Origin of the sequence: Atlanticothrix silvestris CENA357 (assembly GCF_016056295.1) — a bacterium.
In the GTDB taxonomy this organism is placed as follows: domain Bacteria; phylum Cyanobacteriota; class Cyanobacteriia; order Cyanobacteriales; family Nostocaceae; genus Atlanticothrix; species Atlanticothrix silvestris.
Genome location: NZ_JAECZB010000026.1, coordinates 26,561 through 52,904, shown reverse-complemented (window position 1 = coordinate 52,904; position 26,344 = coordinate 26,561). Strand labels below are relative to the sequence as shown.

Here is a 26,344-nt window from a genome sequence, read left to right as displayed (position 1 = left end):
GTGGGGCCCCCTTTGGGGATAAGGGGCAGGGTTAAAGGGTTGGTTTTTCATCCTTTACCCTTTTCCCCTCTTACTGCTCCCCTGCTCCCTAGCCCCTAGCCCCTAGCCCCTAATTTCTACGCTTCATCTAGCGCTGCAATTCCAGGCAATACTTTGCCTTCGAGTAACTCCAAGCTAGCGCCGCCGCCGGTGGAGATGTGGCTCATTTGATCGGCTAAACCGACCTTTTCCACAGCCGCCACCGAGTCGCCACCACCGATGATTGTGGTTGTGCCAGTTTTGCTAATTTCAGCTAGAGTATGAGCGATCGCTTCTGTACCTACTGCAAATTTATCAAACTCAAACACACCCATTGGCCCGTTCCAAATCACGGTTTTGCAATCAGCCAAAGCTTCTTGGAAAACTTTTACAGAATCAGGGCCAATATCCAAACCCATCCAACCATCAGGGATGCTTTCAATGCTAACGGTTTGAGCATTGGCATCGGGGGCAAAGTTATCTGCTACTACCACATCTGTGGGAAGCAATAAAGCAACACCACGTTCTTTAGCCTTAGCTTCCAAAGACTTGGCTAGTTCTAGTTTGTCTTCTTCTACCAAAGACTTACCAACATTCAAACCACGGGCTTTGTAGAAGGTAAAAATCATTCCACCGCCGATAATTAGCTTGTCGCACTTCTCTAGCAACGTTTCAATCACGCCAATTTTACTGGAAACTTTGGAACCGCCAATAATTGCCGCCAAAGGACGTTGGGGATTTTCGATCGCGTTTTGCAGATACTGCAATTCTTTTTCGATCAAATATCCACCAACAGAGGGACTTAAGTAGTGAGTAACGCCTTCAGTGGAAGCATGGGCGCGGTGTGCAGTACCGAACGCATCATTTACATAAAAATCAGCATTGGCTGCTAATTTTTGGGCAAATTCTGAGTCGTTTTTCTCCTCTTCTTTATAAAAGCGGACATTTTCTAGTAATAGCACTTGGCCATTTTGCAACGCTCCCACTTTGGCAGCAGTCTCATCGCCAATGCAATCATCAGTTTTAATGACTTCTTGCCCCAACAATTCAGAAAGACGCTTAGCAACCGGGGTCAGGCGCAATTTGTCATCCACACCCTTGGGACGACCAAAATGGCTGGCTAGAATGACCTTAGCTCCCTTCTGCGTTAAATCTTGGATAGTTGGCAAAGCGGCACGAATCCGAGTGTCGTCTGTGATCTTGCCTTGGTCATCCAAAGGCACGTTAAAGTCAACCCGGACTAGGGCGCGTTTACCAGAGATATCACTTGCAGATAAATTTGCTAAAGTTTTTTTGGACACAGATAGACCCTCCTGATTGCCTTTTTGTTATTGTTTTGAAAGTAGAACCATCAAGATTTTACCGGAGTCAGGGGTGCCCAGGTGAGAGAGATGTTCAAGACAGTGTTATTTCCAATTGATCAAAGCCGAGAAGCGCGGGAAGCTGCTGACGTAGTTGCCAACATCGTGCAAAAATACAGCAGCCGCTTGGTGCTGCTGTCTGTAGTGGAAGAACCCTCCCCAGAAGCACCTAGTGGAGATCCAATGGTGTCACCAGAGGTAGTTGCCAAACTGTTGGAAAATGCCCGAACCTTATTTTCTCAGCAAGATATTCAAGCTGAGATTTTAGAAAGGCAAGGTAAACCCGCATTTACTATCTGTGATGTCGCCGACGAAATCGGGGCAGATTTAATTATTATGGGTTGTCGGGGATTAGGTTTGACTGAAGAGGGCGCTACTGATAGCGTTACGACTCGCGTGATTAACCTTTCTCCTTGCCCAGTATTGATTGTGCCGTGAAAAAATTTTGGGGTGCGTTACTTTTAGTTAACGCACTTCTTAAAACTTCACAACAACTTTGCCGCAGTTTTGACCAGTGAGGAGGTATTCGACAGCAGTAGGAATAGATTCTAATCCGTGGAAGTGGGTTGGATCAACGGCAACTTTGAGTTTGTCAGTGTAGAACAGATTTAATAAGCGATCGCGTGCCTCTGTCATATATTCTTGATAATGTGGCATGAGAAAACCTCGCACCGACGCAGCTTTCCACATTAGTTGATGATAAATCCGAGGTTGCGTCACCTGTTCTATATTTTTCGCGTATTCAGAAATATGCCCAATAGTTACTAAACGCCCGCGAATTGCTAAATTATCTAAGCAGTTGTCAAATACTTGTTTACCCACACACTCAAAAATTAAATCAATTCCCTTGGGATACTCTTGCTGTAAAACTTCCGGGAGATTTTCTGTGCGATAGTTGATGATGCGATCGCACCCCAATTCCTCTAACATTTGCATCTTTTCCTTGGTGCTACAAGTCCCAATGACATGATTATTTGCTAACTTTGCCAATTGCACCGCAATATGACCAGTTCCTCCGGCGGCGGCTGTCACTAAAACCACTTCATTACTTTTCATTTCCCCGGCTTGTTCGAGTGCCACTAAAGCTGATACACCTGTAGGCATTAATGTGAGTAATTCTGGTGTTGCTTCCCGCACCTCCAGGGCTAAGTTGGCATCGATAACTTGATATTCTCGATAACCACCACGGGCTGTAGTTATGACAGCATCACCGATTTGAAAATCTTCGACATTTTCACCGATAGCGACAACTTCGCCTACCGCTTCCACGCCCAAATCAAAGGGAGGAGTTAAGTTAATATATGGAATCTCACCACGACAAAGTAAGGTGTCAAAGCCACCGTTAATGCCAGCAAATTTGTTTTCAATTAAAAGTTGGTCAGCAGCAGGTTGAGGAATAGGAATTTCAACAATTTCAACAGCAGATTTAAAATCTTGGCTAAGTTGTTTTGCTACTAATTTTTTATAACGGTTCTCATTCATTTCCTAATCCTAGCTTCACTTCTAACATGCTAGCGTAATCATTAAATAGGACGCTCATAAGGTTCGCTATACTGTCGATACCCAACTCGCTTGAACGCAGAAATCATCCGTACGTTACTTACAGAGGTATCACAGAATATTCGCCAAACTCTTACGTTTTGTAATATACGTGTTCCTTGTGACAAAAGATCGTTTGCAAAACCAAGCCCTCGATACTCTGGCAAAACTCCGATGTCGTAGATTGTCCCTTCTTCTAAGCCCTCTTTGGTGCATTCTTCAAATATAACCGGAAGCACAAACCCTACAATGTCCCCATTTTCGTTAATCCCAAACTGCCACCAGTCATCTTGATACGAGAAGCCATCATTGGCTGAATTTAAAAGTTTTTCAGCCGCCTCATAAGGCTCATGTTCTGAAACTTGTTTCTGATGACTTGCATCCATTGATGAAGTCATTACACACGCAACGACTTTTATTAATGGATTGTCAGGCATTGTGTTGACTGACTTAAAAGTCAACCGCTGTGGAACTTCAATCAACGGTTTAGGTTCTTCCCAAACAAAAGGCACTTTTAGATAAGTTTGCTGACTCATAAGCAATATCAAAAAAAATCTGTGAGTTTTGATTATTGTGCTACACAATAATACATAAAAAATACATAGTTAAAAAACTGCCATTAAGCTAAAGTATAAAGTCCAAACTTCTTTCGTAGTTCCTCTATGGTTTGGGCCTTATTAGTCTTTGCTTTAACACGTTGTAAAGCATCTAAAATTCGTGCTGCATTCTCAGGCGACTGGAACAAGTATGCTGTCTCTAAAATGCTATTAAGTTCCGCAGTAGGAATTACAGATACGCTTTCAGCACCTTCACGATTAATAACTATAGGTTCACGGCTTTTGATTGCTTCGTCATAAATTTTGCCAAAATTTTTACAAGCTTCAGTATAGTTTGTCTGGATAGGCATTTTTTGTTACTCAATTTATTTATTCTTCCATAATTTTATTTTTGAAATAACTGCGATCGCCATGTTTTTCTATAGAATAAGGGTAAAAAATACAAAGCGATCGTAGTTATTAAATTGAGACTAAATATTAGTTTCAGCTTAAATTTCTTAAATGGAGAATAACCCTGTTCTGTCACTCTCGGAAAACAATAATCGAAGCAATATTCTGAAACTTTGATTGAGCCAAGCTTTGAGGCTTTATTTTCTAACAGTAACTAAAATTTATAGCCAAAACTTAGAAATTAAAGCCTCGAAAGGCTTTCAGCGATTGGGTTCTCCCAAAGTGATAAAAGAGGGATAAATTAGCTAAATCTTGCCGCAAACTTTGCCCAACATAAAACTTAATTAATGCATCAAGTGACATATCTCGATTAGCTGCAATTTTTTTGAGTGATTGTAATGTCTCTGTTGGTATCTCGATTGATACGGTTTCTGTAGCACGAGGTTTTAAGTCTAATTCGAGTTCATCATCAGGCTTGTTCATATAGGCTATTTTTATCCTGGTAAATTTACAAATACCTGCTCAACTAACTCCTTAGTTTTATCTTCCAAAAGCTGCCAATCCACTTCACCTAGTTCATCAAATAAACTAGTATCAATATTAACTACCTCATTTTCTGGGCTGTAATTAATAAAACATACTTGGTAACAAAGTTCCCATAAATCGATACTTACGTGTTGCCCTTGACGTTGCAAAACCAGATGATATCCTGGATGGGGCATTGGTAAACGGGCAAGAGTTTCTCTAATGACATCAGCCTGTTCTAATGTTGCAGTTTCCATTTCTTGCAACAGTTGAGTTACCAGTGCTTTGATTTCATCAGTGGTGTTAGCTGGCCAAATCATCACATCCTGGTAAGTTCCCGTCCAAGCAGATGTATCAAGACGCTTGCGGAGATTATCAATAACGCGAATGAAAGCGGGTTGCATGAGAAGTTCGGCCTGCTGCCATGCAACTGGGTTTGTTATTCTAGGTGGCATTGGTACTAAACAGGGGCACTAAAAAGAAAAATTAACAGTCTGTGTTTATTAAAAAGCTGCGTTTTTAGTCTAAATCTTTTCTCAAGATAGCGGATTTCATTGAAGAAAATTTGGAGATATTTATTACCAGCTGGAAAATTAGGTAATAACTCTGGGGAGGGAATATGATCGGCAAGCTATTAGACCATCGTTACCAAATAATTAGAGTTCTTGCCACGGGAGGATTTGGTCAAACCTACATTGCCCAAGATACTAGGCGGCCAGGTAATCCTATCTGCGTTGTCAAGCACCTCAAACCTACAAGTTCCGACCCCAGAGTCTTTGAAACTGCCAAGCGGCTGTTTAGCGGCGAAGCTGAAACATTAGAACAACTGGGCAACCATGACCAAATTCCTAGGCTGCTGGCTTATTTTGACGAAAATCAAGAATTTTATTTAGTTCAAGAATATATTGAAGGACATACTTTAACTGAAGAACTCACACTAGGTCAGCAGTGGACTGAAAGCCAAGTCATGCAACTGTTGCAAGAAGTTCTGAGCATCTTAGAATTTGTTCATCGTCAGGGTGTGATTCACCGCGACATTAAGCCAGATAATATTATTCGTCGCGTCTCTGACAATAAATTAGTTTTAGTAGATTTTGGAGCAGTCAAACAATTACGTTCACCACTGGTTACAGCTGGAGGACAACCCACTGCTACAGTAGCTATTGGCACGCCTGGGTATATGCCAACAGAACAAGGGCAAGGTAAACCTCGTCCCAACAGTGATATTTACTCTCTTGGCATCATTGCTATTCAAGCACTTACAGGAGTATCGGCAACCCAATTGCAAGAAAACCCTGAAACAGGCGAAATTCTCTGGCAGCATTTAACACACGTAAATTATCGATTGGCAGCAGTATTAACCAAGATGGTGCGTTATCACTTTAAAGACCGCTATCAAAGTGCAACAGAAGCATTGCAAGCATGTATCAATGCTATGAATCCGGTGTTGACAGCTTCTACACCTCAAGAACTCTCCAATAACCAAAACTACCAACCAAGCAAATCTCTCTCTCAAACATCTCGACAGCAAACCGTCGCAGTCGCACCAGCAAATCCTGCCACTATTAAACCTACTCATCAAAACTCTACTAAACCTGATCCGTGGCCGTTGTTGATTGGCATATTATTGGCGGGTGGTGCGGCTGCTTTGGCAGCAAATGTATTTCCAAATATTAAAAATTTTGCTACTAATTTTACGGGCAATGATACAGCCTCAGCCAACAAATGCTTGGCTGTGATTGAGGGTAATTCCAATATTCGTTCTGAACCTAGTGCTATTAACTCTGACAATATAGTTAGAACTGTTGGTGATAATACCAAGTTTGAAGTTACTGGCCAGCAAACAAAACTGGGATGGGTAGAAGTAAAACTTAACTCTGGTCGTTTGGCTTGGGCACACAAGGAAGTAATTAATAATAATGAACAATGGATGTATTGTCTGCGTGATCAAGGCATTGCAACTAAGACAATAGATGATAGTACCTTAATTGCTGCTCGACCAATTCCCCAGCCAAGACCAAAGTCTAGAAGTATAGTAACTCCATCGCCAGAACCGTTAGAGCCATTCACATCTGAGTCTGAAGCGCCAGCGCAATCACAGCAGCCTAGTGAGAATAGTGTCAAGATTGTAGAGAAAGCAAGACGAAAGTATAATTCAGGAGATTTAATCGGTGCGATCGCGCTGTTGAGGTCAATTCCGGCAAATGCTTCTTCTGGAATTAAAGAAACAGGTAAAATGATTACCCAATGGCAGCAAGATTGGTCTAAAGCAGATGCCCTATTTAATGATATTAATAAAGCGATAGATAATGGGCAATGGGATACAGTTTTGGATTATAAAAACCATCCTGAAAAGTTGCCTAATATTCAATACTGGCAAAACAAAATAGAACCATTGTTTAAAAAAGCTGCTGAAAATGCGGCAAAAAAAACACTTTCAAATCGTGAGCAGTCAGAGAATCAAAACAATTTTCAACAAGAATTGCCCAATACTGATAAATTAATTGATCAAGAAAATTATCAAGAAGAATTTATCGATACTAACCAACCAGATGCGAAAGTTAGTCCCAGTCCCACAGAGACTTCTCAAAGCGGTTTTTAATCTTGAGTTTACTTATCTTTGATTAGGGTGGCATAAATAATTAAAGATTTGTAACGGTAATTATAGCTTATAAGTAGGTCGGCACTAATATTTCAAATTATGTTAAAAAATTTAAATGTAGGGAGCCAGTTGCGTAGAAGGTGAGTCCATTGCTGCGGCGCAGGCAACTGGCGTTAGCGCAGCGGTAGCGAGCTTGCGTTCGCTTTTAGCGTCTCGTAGAGAGCGTCACCCGAAGGGGTCTCCCGACTTGAGCAAACTAGCGTTGTGTTGTCGCGCAGCGCAACGCACCCTACTGAACTGACACGACTAAAAGGTTACATTAACCTGAGTTCGACGAGTATTTTTTTAACCTCTCCCCCAGCCCCTTTCCTACGACTATGCATTGTAAACATCTTTCTGAACAGAAAATTGGACAAAAGCCAGAGATTGTGTATTGTCTATACGAAGACCCGGAAGCATCGCAAAGTCAGCAAATGAAACAATGGATCACAGCGAAGACAGTTATCTAAGGCGTGTTTTAAAATTGTGGTTATAGTTTAAAACACGCCCTACAGTATTTCAGATATGGCAAAGCAAGACGTTCTACTCACGGGGATACGCTGATTAAAGAAGTCTGTCGGCGGATTCGGGTAGCCCGTAACTATTTGGACGCTCACAACAATGCTGCCTGTCGAGGTGAGCGCGATCGCGTCTCATAGCTTTTGAGATGAAACTCTTATTGCAGGCTTCCCATCTACCAAAGTTAAGATCAGACAACACTTTCCGATTAAATCAGAATTCCAACAGTAAATTGGAACTCCGGAACACCAGGAAAACTCTCTAACCGTCTGTGGTAAGTCTTGAAAAGTAATATTTCTTTTAACGGAATTCACTGCCGAAAGAGCTTCTGCTAGGATAAATACAGAACCAATTTCACCTAACCTTCTGTTTTCTAGCGAAATAGTATTGCCACGTTCGAGTTGAGTGAGTTCAAATTCTGAGATATGTAGTCCTATAAGTTTAATGCCTTTCTCAACTTCGCCTGTTTCTAGACCTTGTTTTAATTGTGATAATTCAGATATAGTAGACATAGTTTTTAAGCCCGTAAAAAGAAAAAATAGGTTTATACGTTGGTTGGAAAAATATTACTGTTTTTGACATTAACACTCTCAAAATATCCTAATCGTATATGCTCTTTGCTATATATTCGAGCCTATCCACTCAAGACTTTATTAGCGTTGAAGCTTTCACATCCGTTATCAGCAACAAGATAGTTAGGGGTTTAGAATTACCCTAAAGGTTGTTTGAAAAGTGCTTGATTGTGACTTTGAACACTTATTTATCCCCCCTAACCCCCCTTAAATTAAAAAGGTGGGAACTGGAATCATAGTCCCCCTTAAAAAGGGGAGACACTGCGTTGGACTGGCTTCCCGGCTTAAAGCAAGTGTCGTGGATTTAAGGGGAGCTAAAAGTATTTAATACATTACTAAGGACTTTTAAAACATTCTTTAAGATGAGTATGTCAAATGACTCACCAATGAGGTAGCCTTTGGTCTTATATTTACACTATTGTTTTGAGTCCAGCGACCAAAGAATGTGCTTAGGGCAGTTATTTCGTGCATTAATTCCTTAAATCCTTCCAATGTAAGTGATTGAGGCCCATCTGAGAATGCTTTGGCTGGGTTGGGGTGAACTTCAATCATGAGAGAATCTGCACCAGCAGCTATTGATGCCATTGCCATAGTTGGCACAAATTCGGATTTGCCAGTAGCATGGCTAGGATCAATCATGATAGGTAAGTGAGTTAGGGTTCGCAAAACTGGTATTGCAGATATATCAAGAGTATTTCTAGTAAACTGTCGGTCAAAGGTGCGAATTCCTCGCTCACACAGTATGACGTTGGGATTACCTGCTGCTAGAATATACTCCGCTGACATTAACCAATCTTCAATAGTGGCTGACAGTCCACGCTTCAGCAGCACTGGCTTAGTGGTAGCTCCTAGTTTTTTAAGAAGTGAAAAATTCTGCATATTTCGAGCCCCAATTTGCAGCACATCTGCTACTTCGATGAGCTTGTCTAAATCATCAGCGTCCATGATTTCTGTAATGATCCCTAAACCCGTCACTTCTTTAGCTTTTGCTAACAACGCTAGGGCACTTTCACCATGTCCTTGGAAAGCATAAGGAGATGTACGGGGTTTATATGCTCCGCCACGTAGAAATTGCGCTCCGCATCTTTTCACTACCTGTGCTGCTTCTACGATCATTTCTTCGTTTTCTACGGAACAAGGCCCAGCAACTACAACTAAAGGATGGTTTTGTCCAAAAATTACAGAGCCATTAGGTGTTGGTACTACAACTTCACTATGTTCCCCATAGCGAAATTCTAAAGAAGCACGTTTGAAAGGCTTTTTAACCCTAATCACCTGCTCTATAAAAGGGTTTAAATTTTGAATCTGGCGCGGATCAATTTCTGAGGTATCGCCTACTAAACCAATTACTACTTTGTGATGACCTAGACAAATTTCTGGTGTAAGTTGATGGCGGCGTATTTCTTCGTTTATTTGTTCGATTTCCGCAGATGGGGCAAAGGGTTTCATTACAATAATCACTAGTTCACATACTCCCTAAATATTGGAAAATTTGATAATTTTTAGCGAAAACTTTTATCTAGCTTCACTGATTTACTGCTAAATATTAATCAGTTAAATACTCTATATTTATGCAATTTAAAAAAAGTTATTTTGAAGATATAGATGTATATTAGATCTCTTACAAAAGTATTGATTTTAGACTTTTTCTCTGCATCTCTGCGCCTCTGCGTGAAGCAATTCATCCCGCATTTATGCAACGTCGACTTTTTTAACGTCGCAGCAGCATACTTGCGATCGCCTTGATCGCAAGTATGCTGAAATTCTTGTTATTTCTAGGATTTATGCAAGGATGGCGAAAAATTTACATTTTTCTGTGTAGTAAGGGCCTGAAGCCGTTATTTTGAGGACTAAAGCCTTTACGGTTTTAAAGTTAAAGTTTTGAGATGTTTGCTATACCATGCCAGAGTGCGTCGAATAGCCTCACGCAAAGGGGTAGCATGGTTGCCAAACGCTTGGACGTACTTATCATGATTTACAACAAAAGGTTCATCAAATTCATACATCATCTCGACGGCTTCACGAGCTTCTGGGATAAAAATACCACCCAGTCGCATCATAAACTTACCCATCTTACTTATTTTTGGTGGGTGTCCAGCTTCTTCAAAAGCTATGGTGATAAACTGGCGAGTAGTGATAGTTTCAGCATTCGGAATATGCCAAATTTGACCCAATGCATTATCATGTTCGCCTAACACTACCAACGCCTTGCCAAAGTCATCGATAAAAGTATACGTATGGGGCAGATCAATTTCACCGACTGCTGATGCAGGCTTCCCAGTCAGTATAGGAGAAAAAACGCGATCGCCCATTGCAGAACCAAGCACTTCTGGGCCATAAAAGTCCGATGCTCGACCAATAGCCACTCGTACAATACCACGGCGGTGTGCATCCAAAAGTGCCTCTGTCATCTGGCCACGGACACGGCCTTTACGGGTGGTTGCCGCATTCGGCAGATCTTCTCGCAACACACCGTTTACAGGGCCATACATATAGAGATTATCTCCTACAACAAGCTTTGCACCGTTGGCAGCTGCCCCTTCTACAATGCTTGCTTGCAAGGATGGGAAAAATTCTGGCCATTGGGTGTAACCTGGCTGCGCGCATTGGTAAACAACTGTCGCCCCAGTAGTAACCAGACGTGTATTGTCAGGATTATAAGCATCGCTGGCGATGATTTCAACATTAGAGGGTACATCTGCTTTACCGCTGCGGTTGACCATTCGCACCCGTTTGTTGCGGACAAGTAGTTCACGCATGACGGATTTTGCTAGTGGGCCAGTACCAAAAATTACATGGAGTTCGTCTGTTGTATTCATGAATTGGCTTTATATAAGGATGATGCGAAGTTTAAGTATTCTTATGTGTTAATAACATCACACCTGCAACTAAAAACCAGAGTTGCAGCATGGTTACAGATACACTGATAAATGCTCCCAGATCTACTCCAAATAGTTCTACTAGTTGAGTTGCTAAAAATAAAGCAGCGATAATCCCGAATAGTCCGAGCCAACGTGGTAGTGTTCTTGAGCGCAACAAGTAAATAGAGATTATCGTTAACCACAATACAGTAAATAGGCTAACACCTAGTACTTCACCTACAGATCCAGCGTAGTCATTGAGGGTTTTATAGACAACAGCGATCGCTTCTCGCGTTTGTCCAGAGGTTGAAGGATCAGTATAGACTTGTGCTAAGGCTGGCATCGGTACTAACCAACGAATAATGCCGAGACAACGAGTCACTGACGATGCGATTCCGAAACCTGTTGCGACTTGGAGCCATACGGAGTTTGTTTCTCCATTGCTAATCACACGAGCAGTTAATAAGGCCACTACCCAAAAAAGTAGCGAATAAAGAAGGTAGATGAGATAACCAATTCTCACTGGTTCAGCTTTTTCGATGAGCAATGGCAACATCACACTAGCAGGTTCACCAAGGCTAGCGGGCCAGTTGATTGCTGCACCAAGAATAAAAACTGGTACAAACAGCAGCAGACTTTCAACAATTAATACCAAACCAGTAGTTCGGTAAAGTGCTTTTATGGACATAAAAGAATTCATTTTTGACATAATTCTATGGGGCGAGTTCTACGAATTTCATGAATGATGAAAACACATTCTTGGGTAGATAAAACCAAGGTAGTTGTGTAGATGTTGCAATGCCACATCTACACTTTGAGAAATTGGTATTATGTTGGTTGCCAAAACTATAGCAGTTGCCGCTTAGGTTAGAACATAAATTAATCATAAAACCTATACAGCAAGAGGCTTTTAAGCCTGTTTTCTGCTATAATTAAGGAGAATTAATGTCAGAATTGCATTTACTATCCATGCTGGCTATGTTGTTTTTTAAGCCGCGAAACAGCAACTAAAACTCCAAACATAAATACTGCCCATGAAATAGAAGATTCTGGTACTGTTTTCAGAGCAACTGCGCGGATTTGCATCGGGTATGGCAGCAGCAATATATCATATCCATTGCCGCTGGCAAAATTAATGTCCAGTTCTCCAAAATTTTCGTTAACTATCTGGACTGCACCGCCAGCAACGCTAACATCATCTAAAAAAGCTTCAGCTAAACCTGCCAGCAATGGATTTAAACCAGATGCTTTTGTTGCTGCAACTGGGTCAGTAAAACTACTTTCAAAATCATCATCAAATGATGTTGTAGAACCATAATCGATAATTGAATAAAAATCAGAATATCCAAAATCGAGTAATTTAGTCGCACCGCTATACAAAGCTATTTCCACATCATCGGGATTAGCTTTATAAATTCTTTCCTCAAGAGGCGTATTGGGATCAGCGTACCAATCTTTACCAAAAAGATCTGAGCCTAAATTCCAAGTTTTGCTAAAATCGCGATCGCTCTTTTGACCAAATACAAAGCCAATATCATTTAGGGGAATGCTGTTATTTGTTAGATAGCTGCTAAAGGTAGGGAAGTTATTAGTGCTAATTAAAGTTGTCATTCTAGTAGCACCGCTAGCAGGTTCTTCAGGGCTTCCTTGCCTACCAGTACCGTAGTAAGGGGCATTATTGAAAACTGGAAAGTCTCGACGTGAGTTCAAACCAATCTCCCTATGACCGTGATCTGGAGCCGTAGGATCTGGATTAAAAAAAGGTGTAAACCCTTGGTTTTCAGTCGGTAATCCATTTAACCCCAAAAAACTATTAGATGCGATTGGTCGTGATGTAATAAATTGCAGTTGGTTGTAGTCAAAGTTGAAGTTTGCGGCTTGAGCAGGTGCAGTTGCAGATAAGGCAACGGAGGTGGTAAGTCCAAGAAGTGTAGAAAGTTGGTAAGTACGCATATTTAGGGTTTTAACGAAGCTTTATTGACATTTTCAGCATCATATCACTGGTGTGATATGTAATACACGAAGAAAGGGGTTAGGGGCTAGAGGCTAGAGTAATGTACCTCATCCAGAAGCAAGGCTATAAACAAGAGGGTAAAAGGGTAAGGGATAAAACATCTTTCCCTTTTACCCAACCAAGGGAACTTGGCAAACTAGTAGTCTCAGGCAGATTGATCGCTTGTGGTCAGCGTGTAGTACGTTAAGAGTGATTTGTCACGTCTACACCATTGCCTACTAAAGATATAACTGCTAGCATATCTGCCATTAGTTCCAAGTAGCGATCGCCAAGTTTGCGAATGGTTGCAGGTACATGGAAATTACGAGAGTATTGGATTTCTAAATGAACAACACCATCGGTGATGGAAAAGAAAAACTCTAGTAACGCTGTACGTTTCTGGTCGGGAGAGGACAACCGACTATCTCTGTCTTCCTCAATAAACTCAAACAATTCCAATGAGGGAGCAGTCCGATTTCCTAAGTAATTGGCTCTGACTGGTGTGAGATTATTGTCAGGATAAATATGTTTAGGAAGTTGCTCAGATATCCAATCGAAAGTTACACCATTCATAGGCAACTCGTTAAATTTATCCTGGATTTGCTTGGTGGTTTTCTCCCACTTGCTTGAATGTCCTACATTGACCCCGACAGGGAAATTCATCGCAAAATTACCAACACTATTTAAAAATGTGGGGTTGTTATCTATATTTCTGCCGTGGCTGCGATGGCTAACTACTACCCAAGACTGTCCACTCCACTCAGCCATTAACCGATATAGGGTAGAAAGTAAAAGTGTGTAGACATTGCATTTGTAATGCTGTTTGGCTTCACGTAACAGAATGTTACTACTGTTTTTGGAGAGGGTGAATTTTTCGCTGGCGGCAGAAGCTTCTAAATTAGCTCCTTTTTGATGGTCAAAGGGAACCTGGAAGGTATATTCCTGAGAAGGAAACTGAGATTTCCAATAATCTACATGACTTGCCAAAGCTCCCTGTTTTTCTGCTTGCAGAAGCACACGCACATAGTCTGCATAAGAAGGTGTCAGAGGTAAATCCTTAAAACTTAGAGTTCGCTTCCCCAGCAACTCGCTGTAGGTCAACCATAATAGATTAAAAATCACCCCAGTACTCAGCAAATCACCAATGATATGATGCCCAACGAGCGATATATCGTAGCAAGATTCATTGACCTTGATCGCTATGACTTTCATTAGCGGCCATTGATCGATTTGAAACTGTTGAGCTATTTCTTGTATCCGGTGGTGGATTTCACTATCTCGTTGTGCAGATGTGAGATGACTACCATCGTAGAATTCAGTGGTCAACTTTTGCTCTGGGGAAATTAACTGTTGATACCATTGTTGATCTTGTTGAACAAACACAGTCCGCAAAGCAGGATGATGTTCGAGTACAACATTGAGAGCTTGGTCAAATATCTCTGCATCCAATGGTTGATGGAACAGAAAACGCGTGTACCCATTCCATTGGTATGGAGGTTCAAAGTATTTCACTAACCAACGTTGAGCAGGCCCTAGAGGTAAGTATTCCTGGGATACTGTTTGTTTGTTGTTTTCTGGCTTTGGCTGTTCTTGGGTAATAGAAGCCAGAATAGCTTTGCGGTCTAGCTTACCATTGTGCGTCTTTGGTAGACTGGTTAGCCATTCCCATCGGTGAGGAATCATGTAATCAGGTAAGCGTTGAGCCAGAAATTCCTTAATTTGTTGATTGTCTACTTTGGAACCAGCCAAGCAAGCTATTAACCGTTTTTGCCCATTTTCATAATCTACAGCTAAAACGGCAGCTTCGTTAATCGCTGGATGGCTATTGAGAACACTTTCTATTTCACCTAGTTCTACACGGAAACCACGTATTTTAACTTGGTGGTCAATGCGTCCATGATACTCAAAACTACCATCGGGCAATTCTATAGCCAAATCGCCAGTTTTATATAAATGTTTCCCTGGAACGTGAGAAAAGGGATTAACACGAAATGCATCATCTGTGCGTTGTTGATCTTTGAGATAACCTTTAGCCAGTTGAACACCACCAATCCATAGTTCTCCCATTTGTCCTGGTGCTACGGGCTGCATCTGTTCATCCAAGATTAAGATATACACATTATCTATAGCTTTACCTATAGGAATGCAAGTTTCTTGTTCACCAGGACGTTGACGAATAATATGTGCTGTGACATCAATAGAAGCCTCAGTGGGGCCGTAAAGATTAGCTAATCCAACACTCATTCCATATCTATCAATCCAACGTTGTACAAAAGGTACAGGTAAAGCTTCGCCGCTAAAGACTAACCAACGCAAATCGGGAAAAGTCCATGATTCTGTTTCTAAAGCATTACAAAATTCTCCAAATAAGGAAGGAACAAAATGCATGACATTGATTTGGTTGTCTTTAATCCACTGTGCTAAAAGCCAAGGATTTTTGACTGTTTCTGTTTCCACAGAATAAACAGTAGCTCCCACCATCAAAGGCCAGAATATTTCCCATACTGATATATCAAAACAGCAGGATGTTTTTTGAGCAACGCGATCGCCATAACGCAATTGAAAAGCATTCTGCATCCAAACCAGGCGATTCATGTAACCTTGATGGTTGAGCATCACCCCTTTGGGTTTACCTGTAGAACCAGAGGTGTACAATACTGTCATCAAGTCATCAGGGGTGTTAACATTAGCAGGAGCTATGTCTGACCAACGCGTCCAAGTCTTTTTATTTAACTGTGTCCAAGCTTTACCTTGCTCAAAAATCCCCTCATCTAAGAACATCAAAGTATGTAAAGGTAACTCCTCGCTCAAGCATTCTGCTAACTTGTTTTTCAAGCGATTTTCTGTTAACAAAATTCCGATTTCAGCATGTTCAAGGATGTATTTAATCCGTTCATGAGGATAAATAGGATCTAAAGGAACATAAGTCCCGCCAGCTTTGAGAATACCAAGAATACCCACAAACATCAAAGGCCCGCGTCGTGTCATGATCCCCACAAATACGCCTGGTTTAACTCCCTGAGCTTGCAAATAATTAGCAACTTGATTGGAAAGACGGTTTAATTCTTCGTAGGTAATTTGAGTTTCCCCATCTGTGACTGCGATCGCGTTGGGTGTACGCTGGGCTTGCTCGATAATTTCTAGATAAGGGATTTCTAGAGGTTGTGGATTTTTGACAACTGATTGTTTCTTACCAAGTACAACAGCCATTTCTTGCAGACTTCGACAAGAAAGTAATCCTTGACGATTTACCTTTCCTAGCCGCTTTTCTAACCTAGTAACAATGCGGATTAGTTCTAGAGAATCCATCCCCAATTCTGTTTCTAAATCCTTAGACATATCATTGTCTGTAATTTGGGAATGGCAAACTTCTGTGGCTATTTCTTGCAGAATTTGTGCAATATTTACATCTGGTTGTGTATTTTGGAGTGGCTGCGTTAGTTGCTGGGATTGAATTTTTAATGAGGCTAATTCCTTAATTTGGGCAATGTATTCTTGCATCAAGTCATCAATCACAGACTCAGGGAAAAAGTTACTATCGTAGCTAGCGAACAAATGTAAACAATCATCAAATATTTCTTGTAAGATATCAATTGTTCCAGCAGCGTTAATACCACCTGCGCGATAATCAAGTACATCTATTGGCCCGTACTTGTTTTTGATATTAGTCTGCCCTGTAAATGGACAATATAAATTTGATTTCAGTATCCGCCGATACATAGGTAACATCCGTTCAGGGATTTTGCCATTTTCTAAAACAATATTGTCTCGGAAAGCGATCGCCATTTGGCGAGTTTGGGCACGGTCATAACCGTTAGCCAACCCTTGTTGAATTTCTTGATGAACGCGGTTTAACAGCCGTTGCCAATCTTCATGGGGTGCTGGTAAATCAAGGCTGATGGACAAATTCTGAGCAAAACTACCCACCACATCAGTAGCATCTATTCCTGGATAAACCCGTCCACTGGTAGGAACTTGAACCATAATTGGTTCGTTTTTAGACTTCTCAAATTTGGAAACAGCCCGCACAAACGCGCTCACTAGTAGAGAATTAAGCGGTAATCGCCACTCACGAGTTTGGGCAATTAATTGATTAGTGATAGCCTTTCCTAATGAATATCGTTGGTTTTGGAATTTTGGACATAGGGATGTAATTTCATTGCCTGTTGGGTTCCACAAATAAGAATCTTTACCTCGCCGATTTACATACTCAACAAGAGCTTTGTCTTCTTCTGGGTCTTGCCAGGCATTAATTGATTGCACCAATTCACTGTAATCTTTGACAGTTGTCGGCGGCTGTAAATTAGGTTGCTCGCCGCAGACATGGGCGCGGTAAATTTCCATAAATTCGCGTAAGATGACATGGCATCCCAGCGCGTCAGAAATCAAATGTTCGTTAGCTAAAACAAGTTGATAGACTGAATCTTCTAGCCGAAAAACAAAAAATCGATGTAGTGGCCACTCTGTCATTTGCCATTCATAATTGAGGCAGCGATGCAATTCATCATTAATTAGCTGTTCTTGAGCATTACTATTAAGATGTCTGATATCAGTGACGGGTATCTCAGGGGGAGTAGGGTTTTCGAGAACTACCATTTCGTAGTCTTTGAATCTGGTAGCATCAGGAGGAATTAAAAAGCGCGATCGCAGCATTGGATGCCGAGCTAACAAGTCTTTCCAAGATTGCCAAGCAACGTTAGAGTTAAAATCACCCTGTAAACGTAGAGTAGAAAATAAGCTAATAGAATTTATTACCCAATGACCTAGTAAATGAAAATACTGTCCAGAAAGAATCTCAACTTTCTCTGTTTTCTGCTCATTTTGATTGATAATACTTTCAGATTGTGGGGGTATACCTTGATTAAAATCAGAATTGTCTACTTGGGGAGCTAAACACTTATCGGCTATTTGAACAACATCTCCTAAAGTTTGCAATTGCATCAAATTTTGCAAAGGCAATACTTCCATAAATTTGGGTTGGAGTTCTGGCGGAATTAATTGTAATAAGCCATTCATTAGTTCCATCATCTTGATGGAATCTAAGCCTAAATTACCCTCTAAGAACATATCTCGTTCTAATTCTTCTGCATCATGTCCGGTAATCTTGGCAACTAGTGAAAAAATTTGCAGTTCTAAACTATTAGTACTCATTGCATCCTCTAAAAAAAATTAACGTTTGTACGAGAGATATGGTGTAGATAATTGGTCTTATTAAACGCAATAAATTGCGTCTCTACATGAGGCTTTTTGGCTTAACAAAACGGGTATGTATTATGTTCAATGCCTGACCTAACTAAATAGGTATTATTTGTAAGTTTATTTATTCATACAAAATTCAATTTGAATGGATAAAAATTGCGAGAAAAATTAATTTTTACTCTTGTTATGTTACTTATCGCCTTGATTTTGGCTATTTATGCAAAAAAAAAGTTAGGAGCAATAAAACAAAGGGTTCGCTTTCTTTGTTTTCTGCGTCCTAACTGAATCTGCAAGTTTTATACCGTAAGCAATGGCTTAAGCCTATTTACCAAACTTCTCCAAGTCCTGAGTCAGCTTGGCGTAACTTAACTGACGTTGGCTGTCTGTAAGTAGCGGTAATTTTGCAACTGGTAACAGTCTTTGAGCTACTGCAACCGGATGCTTAGGCTCATGGCTATTGTCAAAAATCTTCAAATCCTGAGTCAGCTTGGTGTAACTTAAATGACGTTGGCTGTCTGTGAGTAGTGGTAATTTTTCAACTGGTAACAGTCTTTGAGCTACCGCAACCGGATGGCTGGGTTCTTGGCTATTGTCAAAAACCTTCAAATCCTGAGTCAGCTTGGCGTAACTTAACTGACGTTGGCTGTCTGTGAGCAGTGGTAATTTTTCAACTGGTAACAGTCTTTGAGCTACCGCAACCGGATGGGTATCCAAAACCTTTACATCTGAATGATGCTGGCTGTCTGGAGGTAGTGGCAATAATTTAGGAGCAGGTATTGAGGGTTCTTGATTTTCCTGACTGCTATCAACTAATGATACTCTGTAGGTTTTACGCTCGAAGGGATAAGTAGGCAGCAGCACTCGACGTAGACCTTGAGGAAATAGCGGTATGCTATTAAATCTCACTCCTGCTACATAAGTCTTTGCCAGACTGGTTAACAGACGTTCTACTACTGGTTGTTGTTTGTCTAAATATATCCAAACTCCCAGTTCATCCAAACTTGCTAATTGTTCTTTGAGAGCGAATGAATATCCCAAGTGTAGGTAAACACTTTCTTTAGAGATGACATCTTGACACGCATCTGCATTCAACTGCTCAGATACTTGCACCAGCGCTACTAGTTGAGCCGCTGAAATTGTGTCAGAATACCTGAAAATTCCTTGTGAAGTGACTAATGAGCAAGTCCAAGTTGATGGTAGCTGTTCTTTTGCGAACACATCATTAGAAATGAAACCTTTTTGTCCTTCTATTTGTAGCATCAAAGCGATCGCTTGCTCTAATGTCAACATTCCCCGCAGTGTCGCTCCCGCTAGGATACCGATTTTTTCTACTAATAAATTAGTGGGTTGTAGTTCCAAAGACATCAATAAGCGTCCCCAAGCGTACTGCACCGCAAATATATGTGCCTGTTCGCTCATCTCATTACATACTGCGCGCACACTATTGTAAGCTGCTTGGAATTGGGGAAAACGTTTTCCTAAAGTTTCCACCTCTGCGGGAGCAATGGCACTGGTTCCATCCAAGACTAAGTGAAATGGTGTTGTGCGCTGCGGGTTGGCTCGACCTGTATATATATCTGTTAGTGTTTGTCCTAAACAAATAACTTCCAGTTGATTGAGCAGATGTTGGCGGTCATTAACTACCAAAGCAGCTTTGTAAGGTAATTCTCTTTGGGCATTGTTCTGAGTAAAGCAGATTTGAGAAGATTCTTGTTCAGGATGATTAATGATATGTTCGTGTAGTTGTCTAGCTACTTCTTGAAGTGCTTGTTGATTGCGTGCAGTCAGAACTAACAAATTAGGAGCAGAACTTTTGACTTCAGTTGGCAAATTAGCTGTGGCTGGGGATTCCTCAAGAATAACGTGACAATTAGTTCCACCAAATCCAAATCCGTTCACACCTGCACGTAATGGATTCTCATTCTGCGACCAGGGTATACTCTTACCTGCCACAGAAAAAGGTGTGTCAGCAAAGTTGATATGGGGATTAGGCTGCTCAAAACCTACAGTTTGAGGAATCTTACCGTGCTGCATGGCCAGTACCACTTTGATGAGGCTGACAATCCCGGAAGCGGAAAGTAAATGACCAATGGAGGATTTCACAGAACCAATAGTACAGAATCCTCGCTCATCAGTAAAGCTACGGAAAGCTTGTGTCATACCTTCTACCTCTACAGGATCTCCCAGGAGAGTACCCGTACCGTGGGTTTCAATGTAGGAGATAGTTCGAGGGTCTACACCACAACTCTTGTAAGCCTGCCGGACGGCTTCCGCTTGACCTTTGGGGTTGGGAGCAGTTATTCCTTGGGAATGACCATCATTATTAACAGCCGAACCTTTAATTACAGCATGAATCAAATCCCCGTCTGCCAAAGCCTGTTTTAGAGGTTTGATAATTAACACACCTGCACCTTCTCCTAAAACGATGCCGTTGGCACGGCGGTCAAAGGGATAGCAGGTTCCACTTAAAGAAAGAGCCTGTGCTTTCCGTAAAAAAGTGAAGGGGCTAGGACTGAGATTTAAATTGACCCCGCCGACTATTGCCATACCAGTTTGACCAGAACGCAAACTTTCACAAGCAATATGTAATGCCACCAAGGAAGAAGAACAAGCAGTACTAACTGCCATACTTGGCCCCTTGAGATTCAGGCAATGGCTGACTCGTGCCGCCAGTTCGTTGACCTCGTTACCAGCAGCCGATTCAGGGAGAATTTCACTCGGTTGCAGTACTTGTGAGAGCGTCTTGAGCAAGTGCTGGCGGTCTTGGGAAGTGAGATGATCAAACCAGGGACTCTCTTGCAAACGCTGATGTAATTCTTCATAATACTGATAATTGGTGAAGTGTTCAATGTAAGTATTCTGTCCACAACCAACAAACACGCCGATATTGTCTGGGCGATATTTTCCGCCGTAGCCTGCCTGTTGCAAGGCTTGCATAGAAAGCTCCAAGAACAACCGCTGTTGTGGGTCCATCGCGGTAGCTTCCTTGGGAGAGATGCCAAAAAACATCGGGTCAAAGTCGAAGGGACGGTCTACAAAACATCCACGTTTGGATATTTTTGGTTGAGGAGCATTGCCTTTGGCTTCAAAGTAGTGTTGGTTGAACCAACGGTCATCAGGCACATCTTGAATGACTGAGCGTCCTGCATCGAGTAAATCCCAGTATTGTTCTAAATTATCAGCTCCTGGTATCTTACAAGCCATGCCGATTATGGCGATGTCTTGCTCTGGAACATCTGGGTATTTTTCCTCGGTTTCGACATTTGGGGTAACTAATTTTTCTGCTTCCAGGCTAGATGTTTCTTCTGGGGTGGGGATATTCTTAACAGAATAACCGTACTTGCTTTGTAAATAATCTACAAGGTCGTCTGGTGTTTGATATTCAAACAGCAAAGTCGGAAATAACTCTTCACCAATCGCTGTACCTAGATGTTGAACAACTTCTACAGTTCCAACTGAATCTAGCCCCATTTCTTGAAAAGTTTTGTGCCCTTCCACCTGTTCTTCAGGAATACGTAAATGTTGCAGTAAAACTTCTCGGACAAGTTGTCGCAAATTACGAGATTTAGTTTGTTGTGGACTCGTGGCGGATTTTGGTGCTACCTCTGGGGTGACTTGAGCAATTAAGTCAATAATGTGAATTACCGCCGAAGTATCCAAAGATAAAGCTTTGATAAAAGCATTGGCAGCTGGCTCTGGTTCTAGAGGATTTAGACCTTTGGATTTTACCATTAATAAAGTTGATGCCCCTAAAAGAGCGCCCATGCCGCGATCGCTCCACAGAGAATAATTCAAAGCTAAGGAGCGTCCCTGACCACCCTGTTGTGTCCGGTAGACAGCATAACTATCAAGGAACGTATTGGCTGCTGCATAATCGCCCATCCCAGTTCCCCATTCGGCTTTAGAAGCGGAAACCGAGGACAACAACACAAAGTATTTTAGAGGTTCGTTGCGTGTGACAGCATCTAAAATAATGGTTCCTTGAACCTTCGGCGCTAAAACTTTGGCGACTGCCGCAGGTTGTTTTTGCAGTAATTTAAATGTGCTGTGGTCAACTGCACCCGCTGCATGAATGACTCCATGCAAGTTACCAAAGCGAGATTTGATGTTCTCGATTAATTGCTTCATCCCCAAGGCATCTGTCACATCCACAGCCTGATACATGACTGTGGCTTTGAGTTGCTCTAATTGCTGAATTGCCTGGATACGTTGCTGAGTCTGGGAATCATGACTAGGAGATTGCCATTCTTGTCTGGAGGGAAGTGGATGACGACCGGTTAGCACCAAATTGATTGGTACCTGTCGAACCAAAGCTAAGGCTATTTCTGTCCCCACAGCACTTGTACCACCAGTAATTAACCAAGTTTCTCCTGGTAACAAAGGCAGAGAATCATTGTCTGTGGGTACATTAATTTTTTCCAGGGTGCGGCTCAACCGTTGACCGTCGCGGATAGCAACAATACCTTCACCAGTAGATGCAGCTTTCATTTCCTGGAACAAAATATCGGCTAATTTTTCTGGCAGATAGACATCTTGGTTAAAATCTACAACTTTTGTTTTAATAGTAGGATTTTCTTGTGCCACCACCTGTGCCAGTACACCTGCCATAGATTGATGTACACACTGAAGGGAATCATTTGGAGATATTGAATAAGCACCTTGAGTCACCACTAAGAAATTGAAGGGAGAAACTGGGTAATGTTTGACTAGTGCCTGTGCCAAAAACAAAAGACTGTAAACGCGTTCATTCAGCAGGCGGTCATTTTCTAGTAATTGTTCTGGCGGTGCAGCCCACAAACTGTAGTTCCAAAGATGAACGGCGGCTGTAACTGTAACACCATCGGCTTTGATATTTTTTATTAGCTGTTCGTAGTCTTCAACAGATGCCGGATTAATAGTAAAGTTTCGTCCTGTTTGGTTGAAGCTTTCACCTGGTGTGACAAAGTATGTAGTGTAGTTTTTAGAGTCAAACAGCCTTTCTAAATTTTCTCCTACTTGGTGGCGATCGCTAAAGATCAAAATTGCCCCTGAAGGAATATCTTGGGATTGGCTTGACACCTCTGAAGACCATTGCCAACTATGAAACCAGTTTGGTGGTACGGAAAGCGGAATTTTTGGCAAAGTGTTGACTTGGGAAATAACTGGCTTCTGGATTTGAACCTGTTCACTCTTAACGGGACTTGTGTTTTCTACCCAGTAGCGTTGACGTTGAAATGGGTAAGTTGGTAGGGCAATGCGGTGGCGCTGATAATCTTGGTCAAATGCAGTCCAATTGATTTTTATACCCCGGACGTACAACTCACTTAAGCTAGAAAGTAATTGTGTCCAGTCTGGTTGTCCTTTTTTCAAAGAAGTTAGCCAAGTGCCTGTACCTTCTGGCAAGCACCTTTTACCCATACCTACCAATGTAGAACTCGGCCCCATTTCCACAAAGATTTCATATCCTTGTTCATGCAGCGTCTTGATACCGGCATAAAATCTGACTCCTTCCCTCAGATGCTGTCGCCAGTAAGTTGCATTGGGAATTTCTTGGTATTTAAGTATTTGCCCGTTCAAATTAGAAATGAGGGGAATGCGTGGCGCTTGAAATTGCACCGAGCTAGCTATCTGCTCAAACGGCTCAAGGATACTGGCCATTAAAGGGGAGTGGAAAGCATGAGAAACCTGCAAAGGTTGGGCGTTAATTCCTTGAGATGCCAATTCTTTCAGCACTGCTTGCACAGCTTCTCTGGCTCCAGAAATGACAATATTTTCTGGGCCATTAATCCCCGCAATTGCTACTTGCCCGGCATAAGGCGCTAAAATATCATTTATCCGCGCTTCATTGGTGAACACCGCCGCCATCATGCCGTTTTGCGGTAGTGATTGAATTAAACGCCCGCGTTCGGCAATCAATTTCAGCCCATCTTCCAAGCTGAACACTCCAGCAACGCAAGCGGCTACATATTCGCCAACACTGTGACCCATAACTGCATCTGGCACAATTCCCCAAGATTTCCACAATTCAGCTAGGGAGTACTCTAAAGCAAACAGTGCTGGTTGAGTATATGCTGTTTCATTTAACGGGGAAGCAACATCAGATGTAGGGAAAAGTACTGATAACAAAGGTTGTTCAAGATAAGGACGCAGAATTTCGTCACATCGGTCTAAAGTCTTGCGGAAGGTCGGCTGGGTTTCGTAGAGTTGCCGTCCCATTTCCACATACTGAGAACCTTGCCCAGTAAACATGAACACAACTTTAGAACGCTTATTCTGTACCTGACCACTGATTAGTTTGCTGGTGTTCTTTTGGCTAGAGAAAGCTGTTAGTTGCTCTTGCAAATCTGCGTTAGATGCAGCAACCACAGCAAGACGGTGTTCAAAATGCGATCGCCCGGTGTTAGCTGTGAAACAAATATCTGCTAAAGATGCTTCTAGATGGGATGTTAAAAAAGATTCATAGCGGCTAGCAAGTGCCAGTAGTGCTGCCTCAGTTTTTGCCGATAAACTCAGCAAGTGAAGCGGACGCTCGGTTTTTTGCGGTTCTAATTTAATTTCTGGTGCTTCTTCGATAATCAAATGAGCATTAGTACCACTCATCCCAAAGGAACTGACCCCAGCCAAGCGCTTTTGTGTTGATTTCGGCCACTGAGTTGGCACAGTTGGCACAGCAACCGAGAGTTTGTCCCAAGGAATATGAGGGCTGGGCTGTTGTAAATGCAGATGTGGAGGTATCTCTGCGTGTTGCAGAGCCAGCACCACTTTCATTAAACTGGCAACTCCCGCAGCTGATTCTAAATGACCCAACTGAGTTTTCACTGAACCAATCAGCAAAGGTTGCTCTGGAGAACGTCCTTGACACAGCACAGAGCCTAAAGCTCTCACCTCAATGGGATCTCCCAAAGATGTGCCTGTACCGTGGGTTTCTACATAACTGATTTGTTCTGGTGCTACCTTAGCGTTTTTAAGTGCCTGATTAATTAATTTCTCCTGAGCTAGCCCATTCGGTACTGTTAGACCACTGCTAGCACCATCATGATTGACTGCCGAACCGCGAACCACAGCCAAGATATTATCATTATTAGCGATCGCATCCGATAAACGCTTGAGTACGACTATTCCACATCCTTCTCCACGTACATAACCATCAGCTTTGGCATCAAAGGTCTTGCAACGACCATCTGGAGCCAGCGCCCTCATTCTACTCAAACCAATAGAGGCTTCCGGGGCTAATATCAAGTTGACACCACCAGCTAAAGCCATATTGCACTCACCTGAGCGCAAGCTCTGACACGCTAGGTGAACCGCTAGCAATGAAGAAGAACAAGCTGTGTCTAACTGCATCACAGGCCCTTGCAAGCCCAAGACATAGGCTAGGCGACCAATGGCAATACTCCGAGCGTTTCCTAAACTGCTGTAAGCATCAATGCGGTGATGATCTCCAGAATATAGGTTAAATCGGGAATAATCTTCCATAAAGAGTCCCATAAAGACCCCTGTCTGGCTGCCGTTTAATTCCTCTGGGGATTGTCCAGCGTTTTCGATTGCTTCCCAGCCTACTTCTAAAAGTAGCCGATGTTGGGGATCCATGCTGGCTGCTTCTAAAGGGGAAAGTCCAAAGAAATGAGGATCAAATTGATCTACTTGTTTAATGAAACCGCCATAGCGTGTGTAAATTTTACCCAGAGTATTGGGATTTGCATTATAGTATTCATCCACGTCCCATCTGTCAGCAGGAACTTCAGTGATAGCATCTATCCCATTGTGGAGTAATTCCCAGAATTTCTCAGGGTAGTCGGCTTCCCCAGGAAAGCGACAGTTCATGCCAATAATGGCGATTGGTTCTGTTTTGGCGTTCTCCACTGCGTCCAACTTGGCACGCATTTCTTTTAAGGCTAAAACTGAACGTTGTAAGGGAGATAATTGGTTGATGTCTGAAGTGTTACTCATTTTAAGAAATTGCGTAATTAATAGATCAAGAAATTGAGCCTGAAACCAGGCTCATTTAGCTGTGTAAAGTAAATAAATGAATGTCTTTTGTAGACTTATCGGAGTTAATGAGGCGATTTACGCAAATTCACAAATTATTACTTCAGATTATGTCTGCTTAATTAGGGGTTACTGAATCCAGATATGAATTTATCTCACGCAGAGTCGCAGAGTCGCAGAGAGGATTAGGAGTTTGAGATG

15 protein-coding genes are annotated in these 26,344 nt (G+C 41.9%); 2 read left to right on the top strand and 13 right to left on the bottom strand.

From position 1 onward, the window contains the following. Positions 1 to 116 precede the first annotated feature (116 nt). Positions 117 to 1,319 carry a phosphoglycerate kinase gene (locus I8751_RS12625; RefSeq protein ID WP_214439506.1) on the bottom strand — a complete coding sequence of 401 codons (1,203 nt, stop codon included), beginning with the start codon at positions 1,317 to 1,319 and terminating at the stop codon, positions 117 to 119. Between the two features lie 90 nt (positions 1,320 to 1,409). Here I8751_RS12625 and I8751_RS12620 point away from each other — a divergent pair, with 90 nt between their 5' ends. Then, positions 1,410 to 1,817 carry a universal stress protein gene (locus I8751_RS12620; RefSeq protein WP_214439505.1) on the top strand — a complete coding sequence of 136 codons (408 nt, stop codon included), beginning with the start codon at positions 1,410 to 1,412 and terminating at the stop codon, positions 1,815 to 1,817. 39 nt (positions 1,818 to 1,856) lie between these two features. Here I8751_RS12620 and I8751_RS12615 read toward each other — a convergent pair whose 3' ends face one another. The 5 genes from I8751_RS12615 to I8751_RS12595 form a co-directional block, all read right to left on the bottom strand. After that, positions 1,857 to 2,861 carry a quinone oxidoreductase family protein gene (locus tag I8751_RS12615; protein WP_214439504.1) on the bottom strand — a complete coding sequence of 335 codons (1,005 nt, stop codon included), beginning with the start codon at positions 2,859 to 2,861 and terminating at the stop codon, positions 1,857 to 1,859. 41 nt (positions 2,862 to 2,902) lie between these two features. Then, on the bottom strand, positions 2,903 to 3,454 hold the full coding sequence (locus tag I8751_RS12610) for a GNAT family N-acetyltransferase (RefSeq protein WP_214439503.1): 552 nt from the start codon (positions 3,452 to 3,454) through the stop codon (positions 2,903 to 2,905). 83 nt (positions 3,455 to 3,537) lie between these two features. Beyond that, positions 3,538 to 3,825: a type II toxin-antitoxin system Phd/YefM family antitoxin gene (locus tag I8751_RS12605; protein WP_214439502.1), complete on the bottom strand. Its 288-nt coding sequence runs from the start codon at positions 3,823 to 3,825 to the stop codon at positions 3,538 to 3,540. Between the two features lie 274 nt (positions 3,826 to 4,099). Next, entirely contained in the window at positions 4,100 to 4,348 is a 249-nt protein-coding gene (locus tag I8751_RS12600) for a hypothetical protein (RefSeq protein WP_214439501.1), read from the bottom strand. A gap of 11 nt (positions 4,349 to 4,359) precedes the next feature. Next, complete coding sequence (locus I8751_RS12595; RefSeq protein WP_214439500.1) at positions 4,360 to 4,845, bottom strand: hypothetical protein; 486 nt, start codon at positions 4,843 to 4,845, stop codon at positions 4,360 to 4,362. Between the two features lie 164 nt (positions 4,846 to 5,009). Here I8751_RS12595 and I8751_RS12590 point away from each other — a divergent pair, with 164 nt between their 5' ends. Next, positions 5,010 to 6,992, top strand: a complete 1,983-nt coding sequence (locus I8751_RS12590) for a serine/threonine protein kinase (protein WP_214439499.1) — start codon at positions 5,010 to 5,012, stop codon at positions 6,990 to 6,992. Positions 6,993 to 7,684: 692 nt separating this feature from the next. Here the strand turns inward: I8751_RS12590 and I8751_RS12585 are convergent. The 7 genes from I8751_RS12585 to I8751_RS12555 form a co-directional block, all read right to left on the bottom strand. Further along, positions 7,685 to 8,062, bottom strand: coding sequence for a hypothetical protein (locus I8751_RS12585; protein ID WP_214439498.1), 378 nt, complete (start codon positions 8,060 to 8,062; stop codon positions 7,685 to 7,687). A gap of 417 nt (positions 8,063 to 8,479) precedes the next feature. Then, entirely contained in the window at positions 8,480 to 9,583 is a 1,104-nt protein-coding gene (aroF, locus tag I8751_RS12580) for a 3-deoxy-7-phosphoheptulonate synthase (protein ID WP_214439497.1), read from the bottom strand. A gap of 398 nt (positions 9,584 to 9,981) precedes the next feature. Further along, the gene (locus tag I8751_RS12575; protein WP_214439496.1) at positions 9,982 to 10,941 is read right to left on the bottom strand and encodes an SDR family oxidoreductase; all 960 of its coding nucleotides are present in this window, start codon (positions 10,939 to 10,941) and stop codon (positions 9,982 to 9,984) included. A gap of 31 nt (positions 10,942 to 10,972) precedes the next feature. Beyond that, on the bottom strand, positions 10,973 to 11,671 hold the full coding sequence (locus tag I8751_RS12570) for a DUF4386 family protein (RefSeq protein ID WP_214439495.1): 699 nt from the start codon (positions 11,669 to 11,671) through the stop codon (positions 10,973 to 10,975). A 275-nt stretch (positions 11,672 to 11,946) separates the two neighbouring features. Beyond that, positions 11,947 to 12,936: a hypothetical protein gene (locus tag I8751_RS12565; RefSeq protein ID WP_214439494.1), complete on the bottom strand. Its 990-nt coding sequence runs from the start codon at positions 12,934 to 12,936 to the stop codon at positions 11,947 to 11,949. A gap of 244 nt (positions 12,937 to 13,180) precedes the next feature. Further along, complete coding sequence (locus I8751_RS12560; RefSeq protein ID WP_214439493.1) at positions 13,181 to 18,127, bottom strand: non-ribosomal peptide synthetase; 4,947 nt, start codon at positions 18,125 to 18,127, stop codon at positions 13,181 to 13,183. 369 nt (positions 18,128 to 18,496) lie between these two features. Further along, positions 18,497 to 26,104, bottom strand: a complete 7,608-nt coding sequence (locus I8751_RS12555) for a type I polyketide synthase (RefSeq protein WP_214439492.1) — start codon at positions 26,102 to 26,104, stop codon at positions 18,497 to 18,499. Between the last annotated feature and the right edge of the window lie 240 nt (positions 26,105 to 26,344).